Source organism: Thiosulfatihalobacter marinus, assembly GCF_016019955.1.
In the GTDB taxonomy this organism is placed as follows: domain Bacteria; phylum Pseudomonadota; class Alphaproteobacteria; order Rhodobacterales; family Rhodobacteraceae; genus Shimia; species Shimia marinus_A.
In genome coordinates this window covers 254,958-274,609 of the sequence record NZ_JAECRZ010000003.1, presented here as the reverse complement: position 1 = coordinate 274,609, position 19,652 = coordinate 254,958, and the positions used below count along the sequence as shown (strand labels likewise).

15 protein-coding genes are annotated in these 19,652 nt (G+C 62.6%); 12 read left to right on the top strand and 3 right to left on the bottom strand.

Features of this window, described 5'->3' with window-relative positions; all coding sequences use genetic code 11:
- Window positions 1-27: 27 nt before the first annotated feature.
- Window positions 28-1,683, bottom strand: a complete 1,656-nt coding sequence (locus I3253_RS06630) for a U32 family peptidase (protein WP_197916851.1) — start codon at window positions 1,681-1,683, stop codon at window positions 28-30.
- Between the two features lie 257 nt (window positions 1,684-1,940).
- Here I3253_RS06630 and I3253_RS06625 point away from each other — a divergent pair, with 257 nt between their 5' ends.
- The 3 genes from I3253_RS06625 to I3253_RS06615 are packed head-to-tail and all read left to right on the top strand — an operon-like array spanning window position 1,941 to window position 5,528.
- A complete protein-coding gene (locus I3253_RS06625) occupies window positions 1,941-2,780 on the top strand; it encodes a tryptophan 2,3-dioxygenase (protein WP_197916850.1) in 840 nt (279 codons plus the stop codon).
- Window positions 2,781-2,782: 2 nt separating this feature from the next.
- Window positions 2,783-3,976 carry a kynureninase gene (gene kynU / locus I3253_RS06620; RefSeq protein WP_197916849.1) on the top strand — a complete coding sequence of 398 codons (1,194 nt, stop codon included), beginning with the start codon at window positions 2,783-2,785 and terminating at the stop codon, window positions 3,974-3,976.
- A 16-nt stretch (window positions 3,977-3,992) separates the two neighbouring features.
- Entirely contained in the window at window positions 3,993-5,528 is a 1,536-nt protein-coding gene (locus I3253_RS06615) for a sulfatase-like hydrolase/transferase (RefSeq protein WP_197916848.1), read from the top strand.
- A 7-nt stretch (window positions 5,529-5,535) separates the two neighbouring features.
- On the opposite strand, the gene I3253_RS06610 is transcribed toward I3253_RS06615, so the two are convergent.
- Window positions 5,536-6,318 carry a DeoR/GlpR family DNA-binding transcription regulator gene (locus tag I3253_RS06610; protein ID WP_197916847.1) on the bottom strand — a complete coding sequence of 261 codons (783 nt, stop codon included), beginning with the start codon at window positions 6,316-6,318 and terminating at the stop codon, window positions 5,536-5,538.
- A gap of 476 nt (window positions 6,319-6,794) precedes the next feature.
- On the opposite strand from I3253_RS06610, the gene I3253_RS06605 reads away from it, so the two are divergent.
- The 5 genes from I3253_RS06605 (at window position 6,795) to I3253_RS06585 (ending at window position 13,117) form a co-directional block, all read left to right on the top strand.
- Window positions 6,795-8,834 carry an ABC transporter substrate-binding protein gene (locus tag I3253_RS06605; protein ID WP_197916846.1) on the top strand — a complete coding sequence of 680 codons (2,040 nt, stop codon included), beginning with the start codon at window positions 6,795-6,797 and terminating at the stop codon, window positions 8,832-8,834.
- Between the two features lie 126 nt (window positions 8,835-8,960).
- A complete protein-coding gene (locus I3253_RS06600; protein WP_197916845.1) occupies window positions 8,961-9,965 on the top strand; it encodes an ABC transporter permease in 1,005 nt (334 codons plus the stop codon).
- A gap of 4 nt (window positions 9,966-9,969) precedes the next feature.
- Complete coding sequence (locus tag I3253_RS06595; protein ID WP_197916844.1) at window positions 9,970-11,124, top strand: ABC transporter permease; 1,155 nt, start codon at window positions 9,970-9,972, stop codon at window positions 11,122-11,124.
- Entirely contained in the window at window positions 11,121-12,119 is a 999-nt protein-coding gene (locus I3253_RS06590; protein WP_197916843.1) for an ABC transporter ATP-binding protein, read from the top strand. Before I3253_RS06595 ends, I3253_RS06590 begins: the two co-directional genes overlap by 4 nt.
- Entirely contained in the window at window positions 12,116-13,117 is a 1,002-nt protein-coding gene (locus I3253_RS06585; protein WP_197916842.1) for an ABC transporter ATP-binding protein, read from the top strand. Before I3253_RS06590 ends, I3253_RS06585 begins: the two co-directional genes overlap by 4 nt.
- Here the strand turns inward: I3253_RS06585 and I3253_RS06580 are convergent.
- The gene (locus tag I3253_RS06580) at window positions 13,114-14,397 is read right to left on the bottom strand and encodes a flavin-dependent oxidoreductase (protein WP_197916841.1); all 1,284 of its coding nucleotides are present in this window, start codon (window positions 14,395-14,397) and stop codon (window positions 13,114-13,116) included. The two genes, I3253_RS06585 and I3253_RS06580, sit on opposite strands and share 4 nt — an antisense overlap.
- Before the next feature lie 136 nt (window positions 14,398-14,533).
- Between I3253_RS06580 and modA the strand changes: the two genes are divergently transcribed.
- The 4 genes from modA to I3253_RS06560 all read left to right on the top strand — a co-directional run bounded on the left by modA (window position 14,534) and on the right by I3253_RS06560 (window position 19,649).
- On the top strand, window positions 14,534-15,322 hold the full coding sequence (modA, locus tag I3253_RS06575) for a molybdate ABC transporter substrate-binding protein (RefSeq protein ID WP_197916840.1): 789 nt from the start codon (window positions 14,534-14,536) through the stop codon (window positions 15,320-15,322).
- Window positions 15,319-16,014 carry a molybdate ABC transporter permease subunit gene (modB, locus tag I3253_RS06570; RefSeq protein WP_197916839.1) on the top strand — a complete coding sequence of 232 codons (696 nt, stop codon included), beginning with the start codon at window positions 15,319-15,321 and terminating at the stop codon, window positions 16,012-16,014. The genes modA and modB overlap by 4 nt, the downstream gene beginning before the upstream one ends.
- Window positions 16,015-16,022: 8 nt before the next feature.
- A complete protein-coding gene (modC, locus tag I3253_RS06565) occupies window positions 16,023-17,096 on the top strand; it encodes a molybdenum ABC transporter ATP-binding protein (RefSeq protein WP_332262116.1) in 1,074 nt (357 codons plus the stop codon).
- 228 nt (window positions 17,097-17,324) lie between these two features.
- Entirely contained in the window at window positions 17,325-19,649 is a 2,325-nt protein-coding gene (locus I3253_RS06560; protein WP_232236944.1) for a Tex family protein, read from the top strand.
- Window positions 19,650-19,652: the final 3 nt, after the last annotated feature.

Here is a 19,652-nt window from a genome sequence, read left to right as displayed (position 1 = left end):
GTGGGGCAGTGATACGGCCGGTGCCCGTTATTGCGCGGCCGGCAATTTCAGGTCGGCGGCTTCCGCCTTGCTGAGCATGGCGCCCTGTTTGCGCTGGCGCAGAACGTCGCGGGCATGTGCGTACATGTCGTCCTGCCAGAAGATCATGCAGCCATTGCACCCCTTGCCACAGCATCCTTCGGTGCCTTTGCGATTGGTCTTGAAGCGGCGGGTGTTGGTATCGGCGTCGATGGCCTGAACCAGCGCGTCGCGCCGCCGCCGGTAGGCGGTTTCATTGGTGGAATCCTTCACCTCCATCGCCAGCGCGGTTTTGTCCAGTTGCAGGCGCTTCCACTGTTCTTCACTGAGCGCACGCTCCTTGCGCAGAACCGTAAAGGGCGGGAAGTTGCGGCGCAGATCGTCGATATCCTCATGTTCGAATAGCGAAAATGGCAGCCGGATCACCGTCTTTGTCGAGCCATGGATCACGTCTTTCATCTCGCCCGTGTCCGCAACTTCATAGCTGTAGCCGCGCAACAGGATGGTATTGCGCGCCACCGGAGACACGATCTCGATCACATCGCCCGGCTCCAGTTTGTTCTTGACCTCGACGAAGAACGCGTCGTCCTTCACCTCGGTCACGACACCGGCATATTCCCATTGTGCGATGGCCTGGGTGTGTTCGTATCCATGCGCAAGTTTGGTCAGGCGGCCCTTGTGAAAGGCCAGCGTGTAGCCGCGGTTTCCGACGGTTTCCAATTCTTCCATATAGGGGGCCGCGTCCCAGTTTTCCGGATCGGCATAGTAGTCGTCGATCGCCATGCGATAGGCGCGGGCGACGATGGCGGCGTAGTATTCGGACTTGCCTCGGCCTTCGACCTTGAGACTGTCGACGCCGATGCGCAGATAGTCGTCAAGCTTGGGCATCAGGCACAAGTCCTTGGAATTAAGGATATAACTTCCGCGCTCGTCTTCCTGGATCGGCAGGAACTCACCGGGGCGCACGCCTTCTTCGAGCAGGAATTCGAACATGTGCAGGTTGTCTTCGTCGATGATCAGTTCCTGAACAGTGCCGTCCTTTAGCCGCATGTGGAACTTGTAGTTCCAGCGGCAGGAATTGGCACAATTGCCCTGGTTCGCGCCGCGTTCGGCCATGAAATTCGACAGCAGGCAACGGCCTGAATAGGTCATGCACATGGCGCCGTGAATGAAGGCTTCGAGCTTGATATCGGGGCATTTTTCGCGGATATCCGCGAGTTCCGGGAAGGAGACTTCGCGGGCCAGGACCACCAGGTCCGCCCCCTGGGACTGCCAGAACTGCGTTGTCAGCCACGACGCGATATTGGCCTGGGTCGAGACATGCAGCGGGATTTCGGGCGCGCGGTTGCGGACATATTGGAACACGCCGGGATCGGAGATGATCAGCCCGTCAGGCCGTACCTTGCGCACCGTTTCAATATACTCGTCGAGCTTTGGTATATCTTTGTTATGGCTGAACAAATTTAGTGTCAGATAGGCGCGGCGGCCATGGGCGTGGCAGAACCTGACGCCGTCTATCACGTCTTCCAGCGTGAATTCCGATTTGGTGCGCAGCGACAGGTCGGGCGTGCCGAGATAGACGGCATCGGCGCCGTAAAGCACCGCCATCTTGAGTTTGCGCAGGTTGCCCGCGGGCATGAGGAGTTCGGATTGGGCTGGTGTCATGGGTGCGTTTTCCTGATCAGGGCGCCGTCATACACGGGATCGCACAGTGGCGCAAATCACGGATTTCGGCGTGTCGGCATCGCGTCGGTATTACGTCGGTATTGCGTCGGTGCGATCTTGCCGTCATCACTGTCCGTGACGCAGTCGGGGGGCCAGCCCCCCGTCGCCCCTGGCGACTCCCCCCGGGATATTTCGGGCCAAAAGAAGAGGCGGGCCATGTCGGGGGGTGGGGGCGCGGATTCAGGGAGAATTTGAGGATGACCGACGACGCTTATGATCCCGGCAAGGAGGGGGCCCGGATGTCGTTTGCCGGGGCGATGTCTTATGGCGATTACCTTGGGCTGGATGGCTTGTTGGCTCAGCAGCATCCGCAATCGGGCGCGCATGATGAGTTGTTGTTCATCATTCAGCATCAGACCAGCGAGTTGTGGATGAAGCTGGCCATTCACGAGCTGGGGGCGGCGCGCGATGCGCTGCGCGAAGGAGACATGGCGCATATGTTCAAGATGCTGGCGCGGGTCAGCCGGATTTTCGAGCAGCTCAACAATGCCTGGGACGTGCTGCGCACGATGACACCGGCGGACTACACGCGGTTTCGCGAGGCGTTGGGGCCGTCCAGCGGGTTTCAGTCGTGGCAATACCGGATGATCGAATTCGTGCTGGGCAATCGGAACCCGAACATGCTCAGGCCACATGATCACGTGCCCGACATTCGCGCGCGGCTGGAGGCGGAACTGGCGCGCCCGAGCTTTTATGACGAGGTGATCGGGTTCCTGTATCGCTCGCTGGACGGCCCGGATGCGCGGGTTCCCGCACCACAATTGACCACACCGCACCACGCGCTGCCCGAGGTGCAGGCACGCTGGAAGCAGGTTTACGAGGATGTCGACCGACACTGGACGCTGTACGAGCTGGGCGAAAAGCTGGTGGACCTGGAAGACTATTTCCGGCGCTGGCGGTTCAATCACGTGACGACTGTTGAGCGGGTCATCGGGTTCAAGCGGGGCACGGGGGGAACGTCGGGGGTGCAATATCTGCGCAGGATGCTAAGCGTGGAATTGTTTCCGGAACTTTGGCATCTGCGGGGAGACTTGTGAGCATGGGTGTGACGCTGCCGAGAAAAGCGCTTTTCGATATTCCTGAAGGAGTGATCTATCTGGACGGCAATTCGCTGGGGGTGTTGCCCAGGGGGGCGGCGGCACGGGTGACAGAGGTTATCAGCCAGGAATGGGGGCAACAGCTGATCCGGGCGTGGAACACGGCTGGCTGGATGGCGTTGCCGCAGGTTGTGGGCGATCGGCTTGCCGCGATGTTGGGGGCGCCGGCGGGATCCGTGGCCACGGGCGATACGTTGTCGATCAAGGTTTACCAGGCATTGGCGGCGGCGTTGAAAATGCGCCCGGAGCGGCGGGTGATCCTGTCGGATGCGGGGAATTTCCCGTCCGACCTGTACATGGCCGAAGGGCTGATCGGGACGATCGACAAGGGGTACGAGCTGCGCACGCCCGCCCCGGAGGCGGTGATGGGGGCGATAACCGAGGATGTGGCGGCGGTGATGCTGACCCAGGTGGATTACCGGTCGGGACGGATGCACGACATGGCGGCGATCACGGCGCGTGCCCATGAGGCGGGCGCGGTGATGATCTGGGATCTGGCCCATAGTGCGGGCGCGGTTCCGGTTGATCTTGCGGGCAGCAATGCCGAGTTCGCCATAGGCTGTACCTACAAGTATCTCAATGGCGGGCCGGGCGCGCCGGCCTTCATCTATGTGCGTCCCGATCTGGTTGATGCCGTGCAGCCGGCGTTGTCGGGGTGGCTGGGTCATGATGCTCCCTTTGCCATGGAGCGTCACTATCGCCCGGCCATGTCGACCGAGCGGATGCGGGTGGGCACGCCGCCGATCCTGCAACTGGCGGTTCTTGAGGAGGCGCTGAAGGTTTGGGACGGTGTGGACATGGCGGATCTGAGAGAGGCGTCGGTGCGCCTGTCGGAGCTGTTCATCGCCGAGGTCGAGGCGCGTTGCCCGCAGTTGAGGCTGGCGTCGCCACGAGAGTCCAGGATGCGGGGTTCGCAGGTCTCATTTGCTTTTGAACATGGTTACGCCGCGATGCAGGCGTTGATCGCGCGCGGGGTGATCGGGGATTTCCGCGCACCGGACATCATGCGGTTCGGTTTTACGCCGCTTTACCTGGACGAGGCGGATGTGATTTCGGCGGCAGAGGTGATGGAAGAGGTGATCGGGCAGGGCGTGTACCTGGATCCGAAATACCAGGTGAAATCGCGTGTGACCTGAGGGGAAGGAGCCGGCGATGCAGCACCGCAGGAATGTCTTGTTGATAACAATTGACCAGCTGCGCGCGGATTGCCTGACCGGTGCGCTGGCGGCGCATGTGGATTTGCCCAACCTGCGCGCGCTGATGCAGGAGGCGGTCACGTTCGAGCAACACTATACCGTGACCTGCCCCTGTGGTCCGGCGCGGGTGTCGCTTTTGACCGGGCAATACGCGATGAACCACCGGTCGGTGCGCAACGGCACACCGCTGCGTCACGACACTCCCAATATTGCCACTGAAATGCGCAGGGCCGGCTATGTGCCGATGCTGTTCGGTTATACCGATACGGCGGCCGACCCCAGGGTTCATGATCGCAATGATCCGGCGCTGAAAACCTATGAATACCCCATGCACGGGTTTCATGAGATGCTGGAAATGCGCATGGAGATGTCATTTCCCTGGCGTGCGCATCTGCGTGGCAGGGGGTATGATTTTGGCGGGTATGACAACGTCTATCGCCCGGTCAGCCCCGAGGGGCGGGCGCCGCGCCTGGGCGACCCGGCGTTTTACCGGGCCGAGGACAGCGACACGGCCTTTCTGACCGACCGGTTCCTGGCCACCATGCCCGGTTATGAAACCGAAAGCTGGTTTGCGCATCTGACATATATCCGCCCGCATTGGCCGCTGATCGCGCCAGAGCCGTATAACCGCATGTACGATCCGTCAAACGTGCCTGTTCCGGCGCGGGCAGCGTCAGCCCGCGACGCCGCGGCACTGCATCCGTTCATGGGGCCCGCCCAGCTCAGGGAAACTCCGGCCAAGGCGTTTCTGGGGTTTCCGGGATTCGAGGTGAATGACGCCAATACCCAGGCGGCGCGGGCGGTGTATCTGGGTCTGGCGACCGAGGTGGATCACCATGTCGGGCGTATCGTGGCGTGGTTGAAACAGGCGGGCATTTATGACGACACCCTGTTGATTGTCACCGCCGACCACGGCGAGATGCTGGGCGATCACTTTGCCTGGGGCAAGATGGCGGTTTTCGACGCGGCCTATCACATTCCGCTGATCGTGCGTTTGCCGGGCAATGGCGCGCAGGCCGGCGCGCGGGTGCAGGTGCCGACCGAATCGATTGACGTGATGCCCACGGTGCTTGACTGGATCGGGGTTGACATACCGAACCCGGTGGATGGGCATTCGTTATTGCCGGTTTTGCGGGGCGATCCTGTGCCGGGGTGGCGGCGTTCGAGCTTTTCGGAACTGGATTTTTCCGGCATTGGGGCGCCGTCTGTCTGGCAAGAGGCTTTCGGGACGGGGATCAGCGAATCGTGTCTTGGGATCCTGCGCGACGGACGGTTCACCTTGATCGAATTTGCCTGTGACCTGCCGCCGATCCTGTTTGATCACGCAGGGCGGGGCGAGTTCGCGAATGTGGCCGAAAAGCCGGAACATGCTGCCGACATGGCGCGTTTGACGCGGGCGATGCTGCGCCACCGGATGCGCAACATGGATCACACGCTGTCGCTGGATCAGATCACCGGCAATGGGCCGGTTCGCGTGTCCAGGCACCGGTAGACACGGATCAGCGGGCCACGACGGTTTCGATTTCCCAGGCATCCAGTTGGGCGCGGAACGCGGGCTTGGGGGCATGGTCAGTGACCACCAGATCGGCGGCTTCGGGGGGAAAGGCGACGATGGGTGCGCTTTTGCCGAACTTGGCGCCATCCGCGACAACGACGGTGCGGCGCGCAAGAGCGGCCACGCTGCGTGCAAGATCGGCCTCGGCCGGGGAACTGAGCAGGAAGCCGGCCTGAAGATCCACGGCATCCGTAGAGAACACCGCCGTGTCAATGTTGAAGTGTTGAATAAAGGCGATGGTGCTCTGCCCAAAGGTTCCGCCCACATCGGCCATCATTTCGCCCCCGGCGAGGAACACCCGGCCGTCTGTTTTGCCGGCCAACGCGTGGGCCGCGTGCAATCCGTTGGTAATGATCGTCAGGTCGTCATGGGCAATCAGGGCTTCGGCAACAAAGGCCGTCGTGCTGCCCACGTCCAGAAACACGGAAGAACCGGGCGGGATCAGGCGGGCCACTTCGGCGGCGATGCGCAGTTTTTCCTGCGTGCGCGTTCCCAGGCGCATTCCAACCGGGCTGAGTGCCTCGGAGTTGGACAGGTAGACGCCGCCGTGGACCCGTTCGACCAGGCCGGACTTGGCCAAAGCCTTGACCGCGCGGCGCACGGTCTCCTCGCTAACGCCCAAAATTTCAGCGAGCCGCGCCGTGCGCGCTGAACCGCCATGCGCGCGCAATGTCTCGAGCAACTCGACCTCTCGATGGGTCGCGCGGGGTTCGGGGGCGTCCTGCATTTCAATCTCCTGCGCATTGTTCTGGCAGCACTTGCAGGGCTTGTCCATTCCGGGTTCTCCGCCGCTGTGGGGTGTTTTGGTGCCTGACGACACAACAGGCAGGCCGGAAAAAATATGTCGCCGGAACTGGCGTGAAGGACAAAGCCCTTGATCCGAGCGGATTTTCCGGCTCTTCTGTGTCAAGACAACACAGGGGGTAACAGAAGATCGGGAAACCACGTTTTGGCCTTTTGGTCGGGCGGGGTATGTTTGTGGATTTTGCTGGACGTTCGGGCATCGATTGCCTGCCCTCGAAAATTTCACAACAAGGTTACAATCGAAATGTAGCGTCACGTCGGAACCGCCCGACTATGCCAGGCGCCAGGATTGCCACCTGACACCATGAGAAATCGAGCATTTTTTGTGCCCGGCGACGGGCGCCAGCCAAAAACTCAAGGCGGATCCAACTGCCAGAATGAACAACAACCGGAGGTCACATGAAACGCATTCTACTATCAGGGGCGGCGCTTGCGCTTTTGCCCGTCGCCGCGCTGGCGAATTGCCCGGCGATCACTCTTGCCGACATGCAAGGCGTCGCGCCCGGCGCCTTTCCGCAGCAATACGAGCTGTCCGAATTCCAGGCAGCCGCGGATTGCCAAATGGAATTTGCCGGAAACCCGGATGCAGCGATGCTGAACGGCAAGATTCAGGGCAACCCCGATCTGCCACCGCTGGCCGAGCGCCTGCCGGAAGAACCGCTTGTCGTGGTGCCTTATACGTCGATCGGGAAATACGGCGGTTCGCTGGACGTTCTGTCGAACGCGCCCGAAGCGGGCACATCGGATTTCCTGTCGGTGCGCCACGTGAACCTGGTGCGCTATTCGGACGATCTTCAGACCATCGTACCCAACGTTGCCAAGTCCTGGGAATGGAACGACGATTTCACCCAGCTGACCATGAAGCTGCGCAAGGGTCACAAATGGTCGGACGGTGCGCCGTTCACCTCGGCCGACGTGAAATTCTGGCATGACAACCTGATGCTGGACACCAATGTCTTCTCCGAGCCAAAAGACTATGTGCTGGTTGGCGGAGAGCCGATGACCGTGGAAACACCGGATCCCCAGACCGTGGTGTTCAACCTGCCCGCGCCCAAGCCGGGATTGCTGGCGCATTTTGCCACCTCTTTTGCGCAGGGTTTCCAGCCCAAGCATTTCCTGGGTCAGTTCCACCCCGCGATCGATCCGAATGCGGATGCCAATGCACAGGCGCTGGGATTCGAGAACGGGTATGAGGCGATCAAGGCGTATTACGGCAACTCTGACTGGACCGACACGCCCAGCCCGATGCTGTCGATCCCGGATCGCGTGCCCAGCCTGCCCAAGGCCGCCGTGCCGACGCTGGAGAGCCATTTCGTGACCAACGAAACGCCCGAGGGGCGTCAGCTGGTTGCGAACCCCTATTTCTTTCAGGTGGACACCGCCGGCAATCAGCTGCCGTACATCTCGGAGCAGGACGAAGTCTATATCAACGACAACGAGGTGCGCATTCTGAAGCTGGTCAATGGCGAAGTCGACTACAAGTCGCAGTCGATCCAGCTGGCCTCGGCGCCGATCCTTCTGGAGAACCAGGAAAGCGGCAATTACACGATCCATCTGCGTCCCGAGATTACCATGGGCGTGTTTGGCTTTAACGTCACGCACCCGGAAGAGGGTAAACGCGCGGCCTTTTCCGACCTGCGATTCCGCGAGGCGATGTCGCTGGCCATCAATCGCGACGAGCTGAACGAGGTGGGTTTCTTCGGCCTTGGCACGCCGCAACAATATGTCGGGTTCTCGCCGCTGCCGGAATTCGCCGATGCCGAACTGAAGGCCTACAAGGCCAACTATGATCCCGATGCCGCCCGCGCGCTTTTGGACGAGGTTGGCATGATGGACACCGATGGTGACGGGTTCCGCGAATTGCCCAATGGCGACAAGCTGGTTCTGAACATGAACTTCTCGACCCAGGGTATTGCAGGCCAGACCGTTGAACTGGTGGCGCAATACTGGGCCGAAGTGGGTATCCAGTCGGTTGTCAAGGAAGTGACGCCGGATGAATACCGGTCGGCACAATCCTCAAATCAGCTGGATGTTGCGATGTGGCGCAAGGGCCAGCCGCTGGCCATTGTGTTGGGCAACAACGAATTGTGGGTTCCGCCCTACGAAAACTATTTCGGTGTACGCAACGCGATGCTGTGGGCCGAATGGATTTCCTCGGGTGGCAGCGCAGGCGTCGAGCCGCCGGCATGGGCCAAGGGGATGATCGACGACATCAACGCGCTGCAATCGGCCGCTCAGGGTTCGGATGAATTCAACGAGGTCGGTGCGCGCATGGTGGACACGATGACCAAACAGCTGATGTTCATCGGCACGGTCAACGCTCCGGCACCGATCTATCAGTCGAACCGGGTGCAGAACTTTGTCGAGTTCAAGACTCATTCCTATGAGTATTACCGGACTTACCCCTATCGCGCGTCCCAGTGGTGGCTGGACGAGTGATCCGGGTCCGGGCCTGACCGGGCCTGTGCAAGCACGTTTCCGGGGGTGGCATGCGCTGCCCCCGGATCCACAAGAAACATCCCGACTGGCTGCGAAGAAAAAGCTGCGGGACAGGGGGCCGGACAGATGCTGCAATTTGCACGCTTCGTTCTGACACGCGCCATCATGGCGCTGACGACGCTGATCGTGGTGTCGCTGGTGGTGTTTTCGCTGATGGAACTGGTGCCGGGCGATTGCGCCGAACGGTATCTGGCCTTCAAGAACACCCAGGGTTCGGGCATTTCGGTTGCCGATATCGAGGTCGAGCGGCAAAGACTGGGGCTGGACAAGCCGTTTTTTGCCCGGTGGGCGGTTTGGATCACAAACGCCTTTCAGGGCGAATTTGGTGACAGCTGTATCCTTCGGGTGAGTATCGCCAATCTGCTGGGGCAGAAATTCTGGTTGTCGCTGGGCATCTGCCTGGCGTCGCTGGCGCTGGCCTATACCATTGCGGTTCCCGTCGGAATCGTCGCAGTGGCCTCTAACAACGCCACGCTGAACAACACGCTGAAATTCATCAGCTATTTCGGCCTTGCCATGCCGAATTTCCTGTTGGCGCTGGTGATCATGTTGTTATCAACCGTCTGGTTCGGAGAAACGCTGACCGGGCTATTTTCCAAGGAATTCCGGGATGCGGACTGGAGTTGGGCGAAATTCGTCGACCTGCTCAAACACGCCTGGCTGCCGATCTTTATCCTGGGGTGGTCGGCCACGGCCTTTGCCTTGCAGACCGTGCGGGCGCTCATGTCGGACGAGATTGGCAAGCTCTATGTCACCGCCGCCAGCGCGCGCGGGGTGTTCGGGCGCAAGCTTTTGTGGAACTACCCGGCGCGGCACGCGCTGGGGCCGATCGTCAATTCGCTGGGGTTTGACCTGAACCGCATTTTCAACGAATTGCCCATTGTCGCGCTGATCCTGACCTTGACCGAGGCGGGCGCGCTGCTGATCGACGCGCTGGCGCGGTCGAACGATCAGCAATTGGCGGGCGCGATCATCTTCCTGCTGACCGCGTCCATCGTGACGCTGAATTTCGTGACGGACGTGATGCTGGCGGTGCTGGATCCGCGCGTTCGCAAGAGCATCCTGAGGTGAGCCAATGACCAGCCAAGCGCAACCCGATGTGCCGGTTTCGGCGGACGAACAGAAGGCGAAGGAAGCCTATTTCACCGCCTCTCAGCGACAGCTGATCTGGGCGCGGTTCAAGAAACAGCGCACGGCGCTTGTTGCCGCGGCCGTTCTTCTGGCGCTGGTGCTGTCGGGGCTGTTCGCGCCATTCCTGTCGCCCTACGATCCCACGATTGCCGGGCGCGACAAGAATTACACCAACGGCGCGCCGCAGATCCCGCAATTCTGTGACTCGAACGGGTGCTCGGCGCGGCCCTTCATTCATGCGGTCGAGCGGGAAAGGTCGATCAAGACCAATTTCCGCTGGGTGACAACGATCAACGAAGACAAGCGCCTGTATGTGCAGTGGTTCGTAAGCGGCGACAAATACAAGCTGTTCGGCGTCATCCCCGGCAATCTGCACCTGTTTGGCGTGGAAGGTGGCAAGATTCATCTTTTCGGCACTGACGAGGATGGCCAGGACATATTCAGCCGCACGCTGCATGCGGTCTGGACGTCCTTGCAGGTGGGTACGATCGGAGTGCTGATCGCCTTCGTGCTGGCTCTGATCATAGGCGGAGTCGCGGGCTATTACGGGGGGGCGATCGACGGGTTCATACAGATGGTCACGGATTCGGTGCGCGTGGTGCCGGCCATTCCGCTGTTCATGGCGGTGGCGGCCTTCATGCCGCCGGAAACCTCCGCCGAGGCCAGGTTTTTCTACATATCCCTGATCCTTGGCTTTATCGGCTGGCCGACACTGGCCAGGCGTGTGCGCACCCATCTGCTGACCGAACGCAACCAGGAATACGTGCTGGCGGCACAGCTGTGCGGCGCGTCGTCCAGCCACGTGATCCGGCGTCACCTGTTGCCCAGTTTCACCAGCTATATCATCGTCGATCTGGTGATCTCGTTCCCCTATATGGTGCTGAGCGAAACCGCGCTTTCGTTCATCGGGCTGGGCCTGAAGGATCCGGTCAGTTCGCTGGGCGTGTTGCTGCAAAAGGCCACCAGCGCCGATGTGATGCTGAACTATCAGTGGTATTTCATCCCGGTGATCTTTTTCATCGTGCTGGTGATGGCCTTTGTGTTCGTGGGCGATGGCCTGCGGGATGCCGCCGACCCCTATTCGGATACCCACAAATGAGCAGTCTGATCGACGTGGAAAACCTGACGCTGCAATTCAGGACCGACGAGGGCCTGATCACGGCGGTGAATAATGTGAGTTTCTCGCTGAAAAAGGGCGAGGTCATGGGGCTGGTCGGGGAATCCGGTTCGGGCAAGTCGGTCACGGCGAAATCGCTGATGCATCTGAACCCGCGCAACGCGGTCTATGGCCCCGAAAGCAAGATCACCCTGCATCTGGATGACCGCGAGGTCGATGTTCTGTCGCTGCAAAAACCTTCGGAATTGCAGGTGGTGCGCGGCGGCGCGATCTCGATGATATTTCAGGAGCCGATGGCCAGCTTTGCCCCGGCGATCACCATCGGCAAGCAGATGGCCGAACAGCTGATGCTGCACGGGAACATGTCCAAGGCAAGGGCCAGGGAAATCTCGGTCGAGATGCTGGACAGGGTGGGAATATCCGATGCGCACAAGCGGTTCGATCAATATGCGTTCGAACTGTCCGGCGGGATGCGCCAGCGGGCGATGATCGCCATGGCGCTGTCAACGCAACCCAGGCTGTTGATCGCGGACGAACCAACCACGGCGCTGGACGTGACCATCCAGGCGCAGGTTCTTGACCTGATGAAAGACCTGGTGGACGAGTTCCACATGGGCATCGTCTTTATCACCCATGATCTGGGCGTGGTGGCCCAGACGGCTGACAAGGTGTCGGTCATGTATCTGGGCGAATTGGTCGAGGAAGGCCCCGTGCGCGAGGTGATCCGCACACCGGCGCACCCTTATACTCAGGGGCTGTTGGCGGCCTTGCCGAAGCTGGACGATCTGGGCGCGCCGCTGACCCCGGTGCCGGGTGACATCCCGTCGCCGTTGGAACGCCCTTCGGGCTGTGTGTTCCATACCCGATGTGCGCGGGTGATCGGGGAACGGTGTTGGACAGACCTTCCCGGGCGGTATGATCTGGACGCCAGCCATTCGGTGTCCTGTCATCTTTACCCCGAAGGAGAAGGCGCATGAGCGGTGATATCCTGATCCGCGCCGACCAGCTTTCGGTTGGTTTCCAGATCGGCAAGGGGCTGTTCAATAAACAGATTCTCAAGGCCGTTGACGGGGTCTCTGTCGAGATCGAGAAGGGCTCGTTCTTTGGGCTGGTGGGCGAGAGCGGATCGGGCAAGACAACGCTGGGCCGCGCGTTTCTGAAGGCTGTGCCGATCACCGGTGGCCACGCGCGGTACGACGATGGCGAGGTGCAGTATGATCTTGCCGAACTGGCCGGGCCGCAGCTCAAGGATTACCGCAAGCGCGCGCAGCTGATCTTTCAGGATCCCTACGCGGCGCTCAGCCCCCGGATGACGGTGCGGGACATCATTGCCGAACCGCTGGAGGTGATGGGCCTGACCGGATCGCGCGCCGAAACCGACGAACGGGTGCGCGAGATCGCCGCCAGGTGCCGGTTGAACCTGGAGCATCTGCGCCGTTTTCCACATGCGTTTTCAGGTGGCCAGCGGCAGCGGATTTCCATTGCGCGGGCGCTGGTGAGCGATCCGAAATTCGTGGTCGCGGATGAAAGCGTCGCGGCGCTGGACGTGTCGATTCAGGCGGATGTACTGAACCTGCTGAAGGAATTGCAGCGCGACCTTGGGCTGACCTTCATGTTCATCAGCCACGATCTGTCGGTGGTGGCCCATACCTGCGACCATGTGGCGGTGATGTATCTGGGACGGCTGGTGGAAACCGCGCCGACGCGCACCTTGTTTCACGCGCCAAAGCATCCTTATACCAAGGCCCTGTTTTCCGCGATCCCGTCGCTGGACCCGGATGACAGGGGCAAGGCGCAAAAGCTGGAGGGCGAGATTCCGTCGCCCACGAACCAGCCGGCCGGCTGCAAGTTTCACACCCGTTGCCCCTATGCGGTAGATCGCTGCAAGGCCGAGGAGCCGGTGCTGGAACACGCGGATGCGCAAGGTCATGACGTTGCCTGCCACAGGTGGCGGGAGTTGTTCGGCGCGGATTAACCGGGCAGCCTGGCGCCCGCCGCAATGGTGGGTGGCGCCGCGTTCAGCGTGTCGATGGCAAAACCTGCCGCCGCCTTGTATCCGGCCATGAAATCGGCCCGCTCCCGGGCCGGGATCACCTCGTCGATTGTGTCGAATACCCCGCCGCAGCGTTCATCCACCATGTCAAGAAGGCCGAACGGCCCCGCGCCCCGGTTGCGCAGGATCAGGTCCGAGACCGGGCCGCACAACCGGGTGTCATAGGCGGTCAGGGCCTGTGCGGTGACGCCGTGTTCGAGCATGGACGCGCCCAACGTGCGCGCGTCGATCACCGCCTGGCTGGCGCCGTTCGAGCCGGTGGGATACATGGCATGGGCCGCGTCCCCCATCAGCGCCACCGGCCCGTCACGCCATGAGGGGATCGGATCACGGTCGATCATCGGGTTTTCAAAGGCAATATCGGCGCCCCGGATCATTGCGGGCACATCCAGCCAGCCATAGGTGAAGCTGTTGAAATGGTGCACGAAATCATCAATGTCGACCTGCCGGAACCAGCCGCTTTGCGGCCAGTTCGCAGGATCGTCCACGGTGATTTCGGCAATCCAGTTCACATCGCATTCCCCGTTCGCGTCGGGGTGCGAGATCGGGTAGATCACCATCCGGTGGCGATGCGTGCCCAGCCCGACAAAGGACGACCCGGTGCGGATCGGCTTGCAGCGGGTGGTGCCGCGCCACATCAGGGCGCCGCCCCAGTGGATCGGCGGCTGGTCCGGATACATCTGCGCGCGGATGGCCGAATGGATCCCATCGGCCCCGATCAGAAGGGCGCCGGTTTCCTGCCTGATGTGGCCGTCCGGGTTTTCGATCATGGCGGTGACGCTGCCGTCGGCATTGGTTTCATAGCCCGTGACCCGTGCGCCCAATTGCACAGAGCCCGGCCCGGCGCGATCGATCAGGGCGTGATAGAGCATCATGTGAAACTTGCCCCGGTGCACGGCGTATTGGGGCCACTTATAGCCCGCCAGTTCCCCCCGCGGTTCGGCGTATATGTCGTTGCCGTTCAGGCCGACCAGTGCCCATTCGCGGGCCGGAACGCCGACCGCATCCAGCTGGGCGCGATCAAATCCCAGGTCCAGCAACTCGCGCACCGCGTTGGGTTGCAGGTTGATGCCCACGCCCAGCGGGCGAAGTTCGGGCACGGATTCAAACACCACACAAGGCACGCCGATCTGGTGCAGGGTCAGGGCGGTGGCAAGGCCGCCGATGCCGCCTCCGGCGATCAGGACGGGAGATTGGGCCATTGCGGGGCTCCTTTGCGGTCTTGGTCTGCACTTGTCGCAAACCGGGCGGTTGGCTCTGGCCCGAAGGCATTTGTTGCGACACAGTAGGGAATTCGGTATCCCGTTGAAATAGAAAGCGTTCCACCCCGGGAGAATGATGGTCAGGCGCCGTGAACTGATAGGCCTTGTGGCTGTGCTGGCCCTGCTCTGGGGTGTGGCCGCGTCCGGCGCGCGGGCCGGAGAGGTGACGGTGTTTGCCGCCGCCAGCCTGAAGGATGCGATGGATCAGATCGCGCAGGGGTACGAAGCCAGCCAGGGACAGCGGGTGGTGGTCTCGTTGGCCGGCTCGTCCGCCCTGGCGCGCCAGATCGACTACGGCGCGCCTGCGGATGTGTTCCTGTCGGCCAATGTTCAGTGGATGGATTACCTTGAAAACAAGGGGTTGATCGAAACCGCGAGCCGGATCGATCTGTTGGGCAACCAGTTGGTTCTGGTGGCGCCCAAGGGGCGGGCGGCGTCCGAAAGCACGGTGGACGGCGCTGCGATCCGTGCGTTGCTGGGCGATGGGCGGTTGGCGATGGCGCTGGTCGACGCGGTGCCCGCCGGGCAATATGGCAAGGCCGGGCTGGAGGCTTTGGGGATTTGGGACGTGTTGCGCGACCGGGTGGCGCAGGTGGACAATGTGCGCGCGGCGCTGGCGCTGGTGGCGCTGGGAGAGGCGCCTTTGGGCATCGTCTATCGCACCGACGCATTGGCCAGCGATGCCGTTGATATCGTGGGGATTTTCCCGCCGGGCACGGTGCCTGATATCGTCTATTCGGTGGCCGTGCCCAAAGGGCGGCAGCGCGCCGAAACGAGCGCCTTCATGGCCTATCTCACCGGTCCGCAGGCGCGCGCCGCATTCAGGGCGCAGGGGTTTGTTGTGTTGCCGGGGCCGGGTCGATGACGGGCTGGCTTGGCCCGGAGGAATGGAGCGCGGTGGCGCTGTCGCTGAAGGTGGCTTTGTGGGCCACGCTGGGCGCGCTGGGCCCCGGGATTTTCGTGGCTTATGCGTTGGCGCGTTGGTCGTTTCCGGGCAAGCAGATCGTCAACGGGCTGGTGCATCTTCCGCTGATCCTGCCGCCGGTTGCGACGGGGTATCTGCTGTTGATCGGATTTGGCACGCAGGGGGTTTTTGGCAGTTTCCTCAAGGAGTTGGGCATCGTGTTCGCGTTTCGCTGGACGGGGGCGGCGCTGGCGGCGGCGGTGATGGCCTTTCCACTGCTGGTGCGCGCCGTGCGCCTGTCGATCGAGGCGGTGGACCCCAGGCTGGAACAGGCGGCATCGACCCTGGGGGCGCCACGCGGCTGGGTGTTCCTGACCGTGACCATGCCCTTGATTTTGCCGGGTATTCTGGCGGGCGCGGTGCTGGCATTCGCCAAGGCGATGGGGGAATTCGGAGCGACGATCACCTTTGTGTCCAACATACCGGGGCAAACGCGGACCTTGCCCTCGGCGATCTACAGTTTCCTTCAGGTTCCGGGCGGGGAAACGGCGGCGATGCGGCTGGTGCTGGTGTCGGTGTTCGTGGCCATGGGCGCGCTGTTGCTGAGCGAGTTCATAGGGCGCTATCTGGCGCGCCGGGTGGCCGGCGGGTGAGCCTTTTTGTGTCCATAAAACAAGAGCTTGCGCAGTTCACGCTGGACGCGCAATTTCAGGCGCCCAAAGGGGCGACCGTGCTGTTCGGGGCGTCCGGATCGGGCAAGACGACGCTGATCAACGCGGTGGCCGGGCTGTCGCGCGGCAGCGTGGGGCGCGTGGCGGTGGATGGCTGGGTGTTGCAGGACAGCGCGGCGGGGGTCTGGCTGGCGCCACACAAGCGGCGGCTGGGCTATGTGTTTCAGGAGGGGCGGCTGTTTCCACACCTGAGTGTGAGGCAGAATTTGCTTTATGGTCAGTGGTTTGCCCGCAAGCGCAGCGGGGCGGGCGAGCTTGGGAAAGTGGTGGAGATGCTGGGGATCGGACCGCTGTTGGAGCGGCGTCCGGGCGCCTTGTCCGGTGGTGAAAAGCAGCGGGTGGCGATCGGCCGCGCGTTGTTGGCGCGCCCCCGGCTGATCCTTGCGGATGAGCCTCTGGCAGCGCTGGATGAGGCGCGCAAGGCCGAAATTATGCCGTATTTCGAACGGCTTAGAGATGAATCCGAAGTGCCGATCCTGTATGTCAGCCATTCGATGGGCGAAGTGGCGCGGCTGGCGACCACGGTTGTGGCGCTGGAAAACGGACGGGTGAGCCGGGCGGGGCCGGCGGCCGAGGTGCTGGGCGATCCGGGGTTCACGCCGGCAGGGGTGCGGGCCGTGGGCGCGGTGCTGGACGCGCGGGTGGTGCAGCATCACGCGGATGGGTTGAGTGAGCTGGAAGCGGGCGGTATCCCGTTGTTTTTGCCAAGGATTCCGCAGGAGTTGGGCAAGGTCATGCGGGTGCGGATCGCGGCGCATGACGTGATCCTGAGCCGCGAGGAACCCAGGGGTTTGTCGGCGCTGAACGTGTTGCCGGGCGAGATTGACGCCGTGCGCGCAGGCGACGGACCGGGAGCGATCGTGTCGGTCAGGACAGCGGCGGGGCCGGTGCTGGCGCGGGTGACGCGGCGCTCGGCTGCGGCGCTGGGATTGGTGCCGGGGGTACGCTGTTTCGCGGTGGTCAAGACCGTGTCGATCGCGCCGGAAGACGTGGGCGGGCGGTAAGGCGCGCGAATCACGGTTAACGCACTGATCTGACAGGAAAACCCGTATCGGCAGAGCGTCGGTATCACGTCGGTATTGCGTCGGCCCGATTTCGGGAAATCGCGGGGTTAACGCGGCGGTCGGACGACAGGCGAATTCGAAATAGATGGCATGGCGTTTCAAAACGCCTTGGCCGCGAAATACGGGGGCGGTATGAAGAGCCTCCCGGCACACACAGGAGGCACAGACTTGGATACGAGCGCGCGCATTTCACGGACCATTGCAACCGAGATCGGAGCCCGGCCCGAGCAGGTGGGAGCCGCTGTCAGGCTGCTGGACGAGGGCGCGACGGTGCCCTTTGTGGCGCGCTATCGCAAGGAGGTGACGGGCGGGCTGGATGATACGCAGCTGCGCACGCTGTCAGACCGTCTGATCTATCTGCGGGAGCTGGAAGCGCGGCGCGAGACCGTCGCCGCATCGATCAGCGAGCAGGGCAGGATGACCGATGATCTTGCCAGGGCGATTGCCGGGGCGGACACCAAGGCGGCGCTGGAGGATATTTACCTGCCTTACAAACCCAAGCGGCGCACCCGGGCGATGATTGCGCGGGAAAACGGGCTGGAGCCGCTGGCCGGGGCGATATTGGCGGATCGGAGCGCCGATCCGGAGGTCCTCGCCAAAGCCTATGTCAGCGAGGCGGTCGCGGATGTGAAGGCGGCGCTGGAGGGGGCGCGGGACATCATTGCCGAGGGGCTGTGCGAGGATGCCGGATTGCTGGGGCAGCTGCGCGCCTTTTTGCAGAAAGACGCGATTGTCAGCGCGCGGGTGATTGCGGGGCAGGAGCAGGCGGGGGCCAAATTCTCGGACTATTTCGAACATTCCGAACCCTGGGCGAAGGTGCCCGGCCACCGGGCGCTGGCGATGATGCGGGCCAGCAAGGAAGGCGTGATCTCGATGGATATCGGGCCGGATCCCGAGGGCGGCAGGGAACGTGCCGAGAGCATGGTGGCCGCGCGGTTGGAAACGCGTGGCGCGGGGCCGGGGGATCAGTGGCTGCGCAAGGTGGCGGGCTGGACCTGGCGGGTGAAGCTGAGCCTGACGATGACCGTGGAGTTGATGGGCGAGTTGCGCGGCCGGGCGCAGGAAGAGGCGATCGCCGTGTTTGCGCGCAACCTGAAGGATCTGCTGTTGGCGGCCCCGGCCGGGGCCAAGGCGACACTGGGGCTTGATCCGGGCATTCGGACGGGCTGTAAGGTGGCGGTGGTGGATGCCACCGGAAAGCTGTTGGACACGGCGACGATTTATCCGTTCCAGCCCAGGAATGATGTGCGTGGGGCTGAGGCCGTTTTGCTGGGGATGATTGCCAGACATGGCGTGGAGTTGATCGCGATTGGCAACGGGACGGCCAGCCGCGAGAGCGAGCGGCTTGTGGGCGATGTGCTGAAGCTGTTGCCCAAGGGCGTGCCGGTGCCGACCAGGGTAGTGGTGAGCGAGGCGGGGGCCTCGGTTTATTCGGCCAGCGAGTTGGCGGCGCGGGAATTTCCCGATCTGGATGTGTCCTTGCGCGGGGCGGTGTCGATTGCGCGGCGTTTGCAGGATCCGTTGGCGGAACTGGTCAAGATCGAGCCGAAATCCATCGGCGTGGGCCAGTATCAGCATGACGTGGATCAGTTCCGCCTTGGCAAATCGCTGGAAGCGGTTGTGGAGGATGCGGTGAACGCGGTTGGGGTGGATCTGAACATGGCGTCGGCGCCTTTGTTGGCGCATGTGTCGGGGCTTGGGCCGGGTTTGGCCGAGGCGATCGTGGCGCATCGCGATGCCAATGGCGCGTTTGCGGCGCGCAGGGACTTGTTGAAGGTGGCGCGGCTGGGGCCGGTGGCGTTCGAGCAATGCGCGGGGTTCCTGCGGATACGTGACGGGAGGGAGCCGCTGGATGCCAGCGCGGTGCACCCCGAGGCCTATGACGTGGCGCGGCGGATCGTGAAGGCCTGTGGGCGGGATGTGCGTGCGTTGATGGGCGACGCGGCGGCGTTGAAGCGGGTGCGGGCGGAAGAGTTCGTGGACGCGCGGTTCGGGTTGCCGACGGTGCGCGACATTCTGAGCGAGTTGGAAAAGCCGGGGCGCGATCCGAGGCCGACATTCAGGACGGCCAGTTTTGCCGACGGGGTGGAAACGATCACCGACCTGAAGCCGGGGATGACGCTGGAAGGGACGGTGACGAACGTGGCGGCCTTTGGCGCGTTTGTGGATGTGGGGGTGCATCAGGACGGGCTGGTGCATGTCAGCCAGTTGGCGGACCGGTTTGTGAAAGACCCGCATGAGGTGGTCAGGGCCGGGGACGTGGTGACGGTGCGCGTGACGGAAGTGGATGTGGCGCGCAAGCGGATCGGGCTGAGCATGAAGAAGGATGGCGGCGTGTCGGCGCGCGAGGCGCGCAACGAGCGTGGCGGACCGCAGGGGCGCGGGCCGGGGAAAGGGCCGCATGGCGGCAAGGCGCCGTCGCGGGGGCAGAGCCGGGACAGCGGCAATGGCGCGATGGGGGCGGCATTGCGGGACGCGATGAGGAAGCGGTAGAGC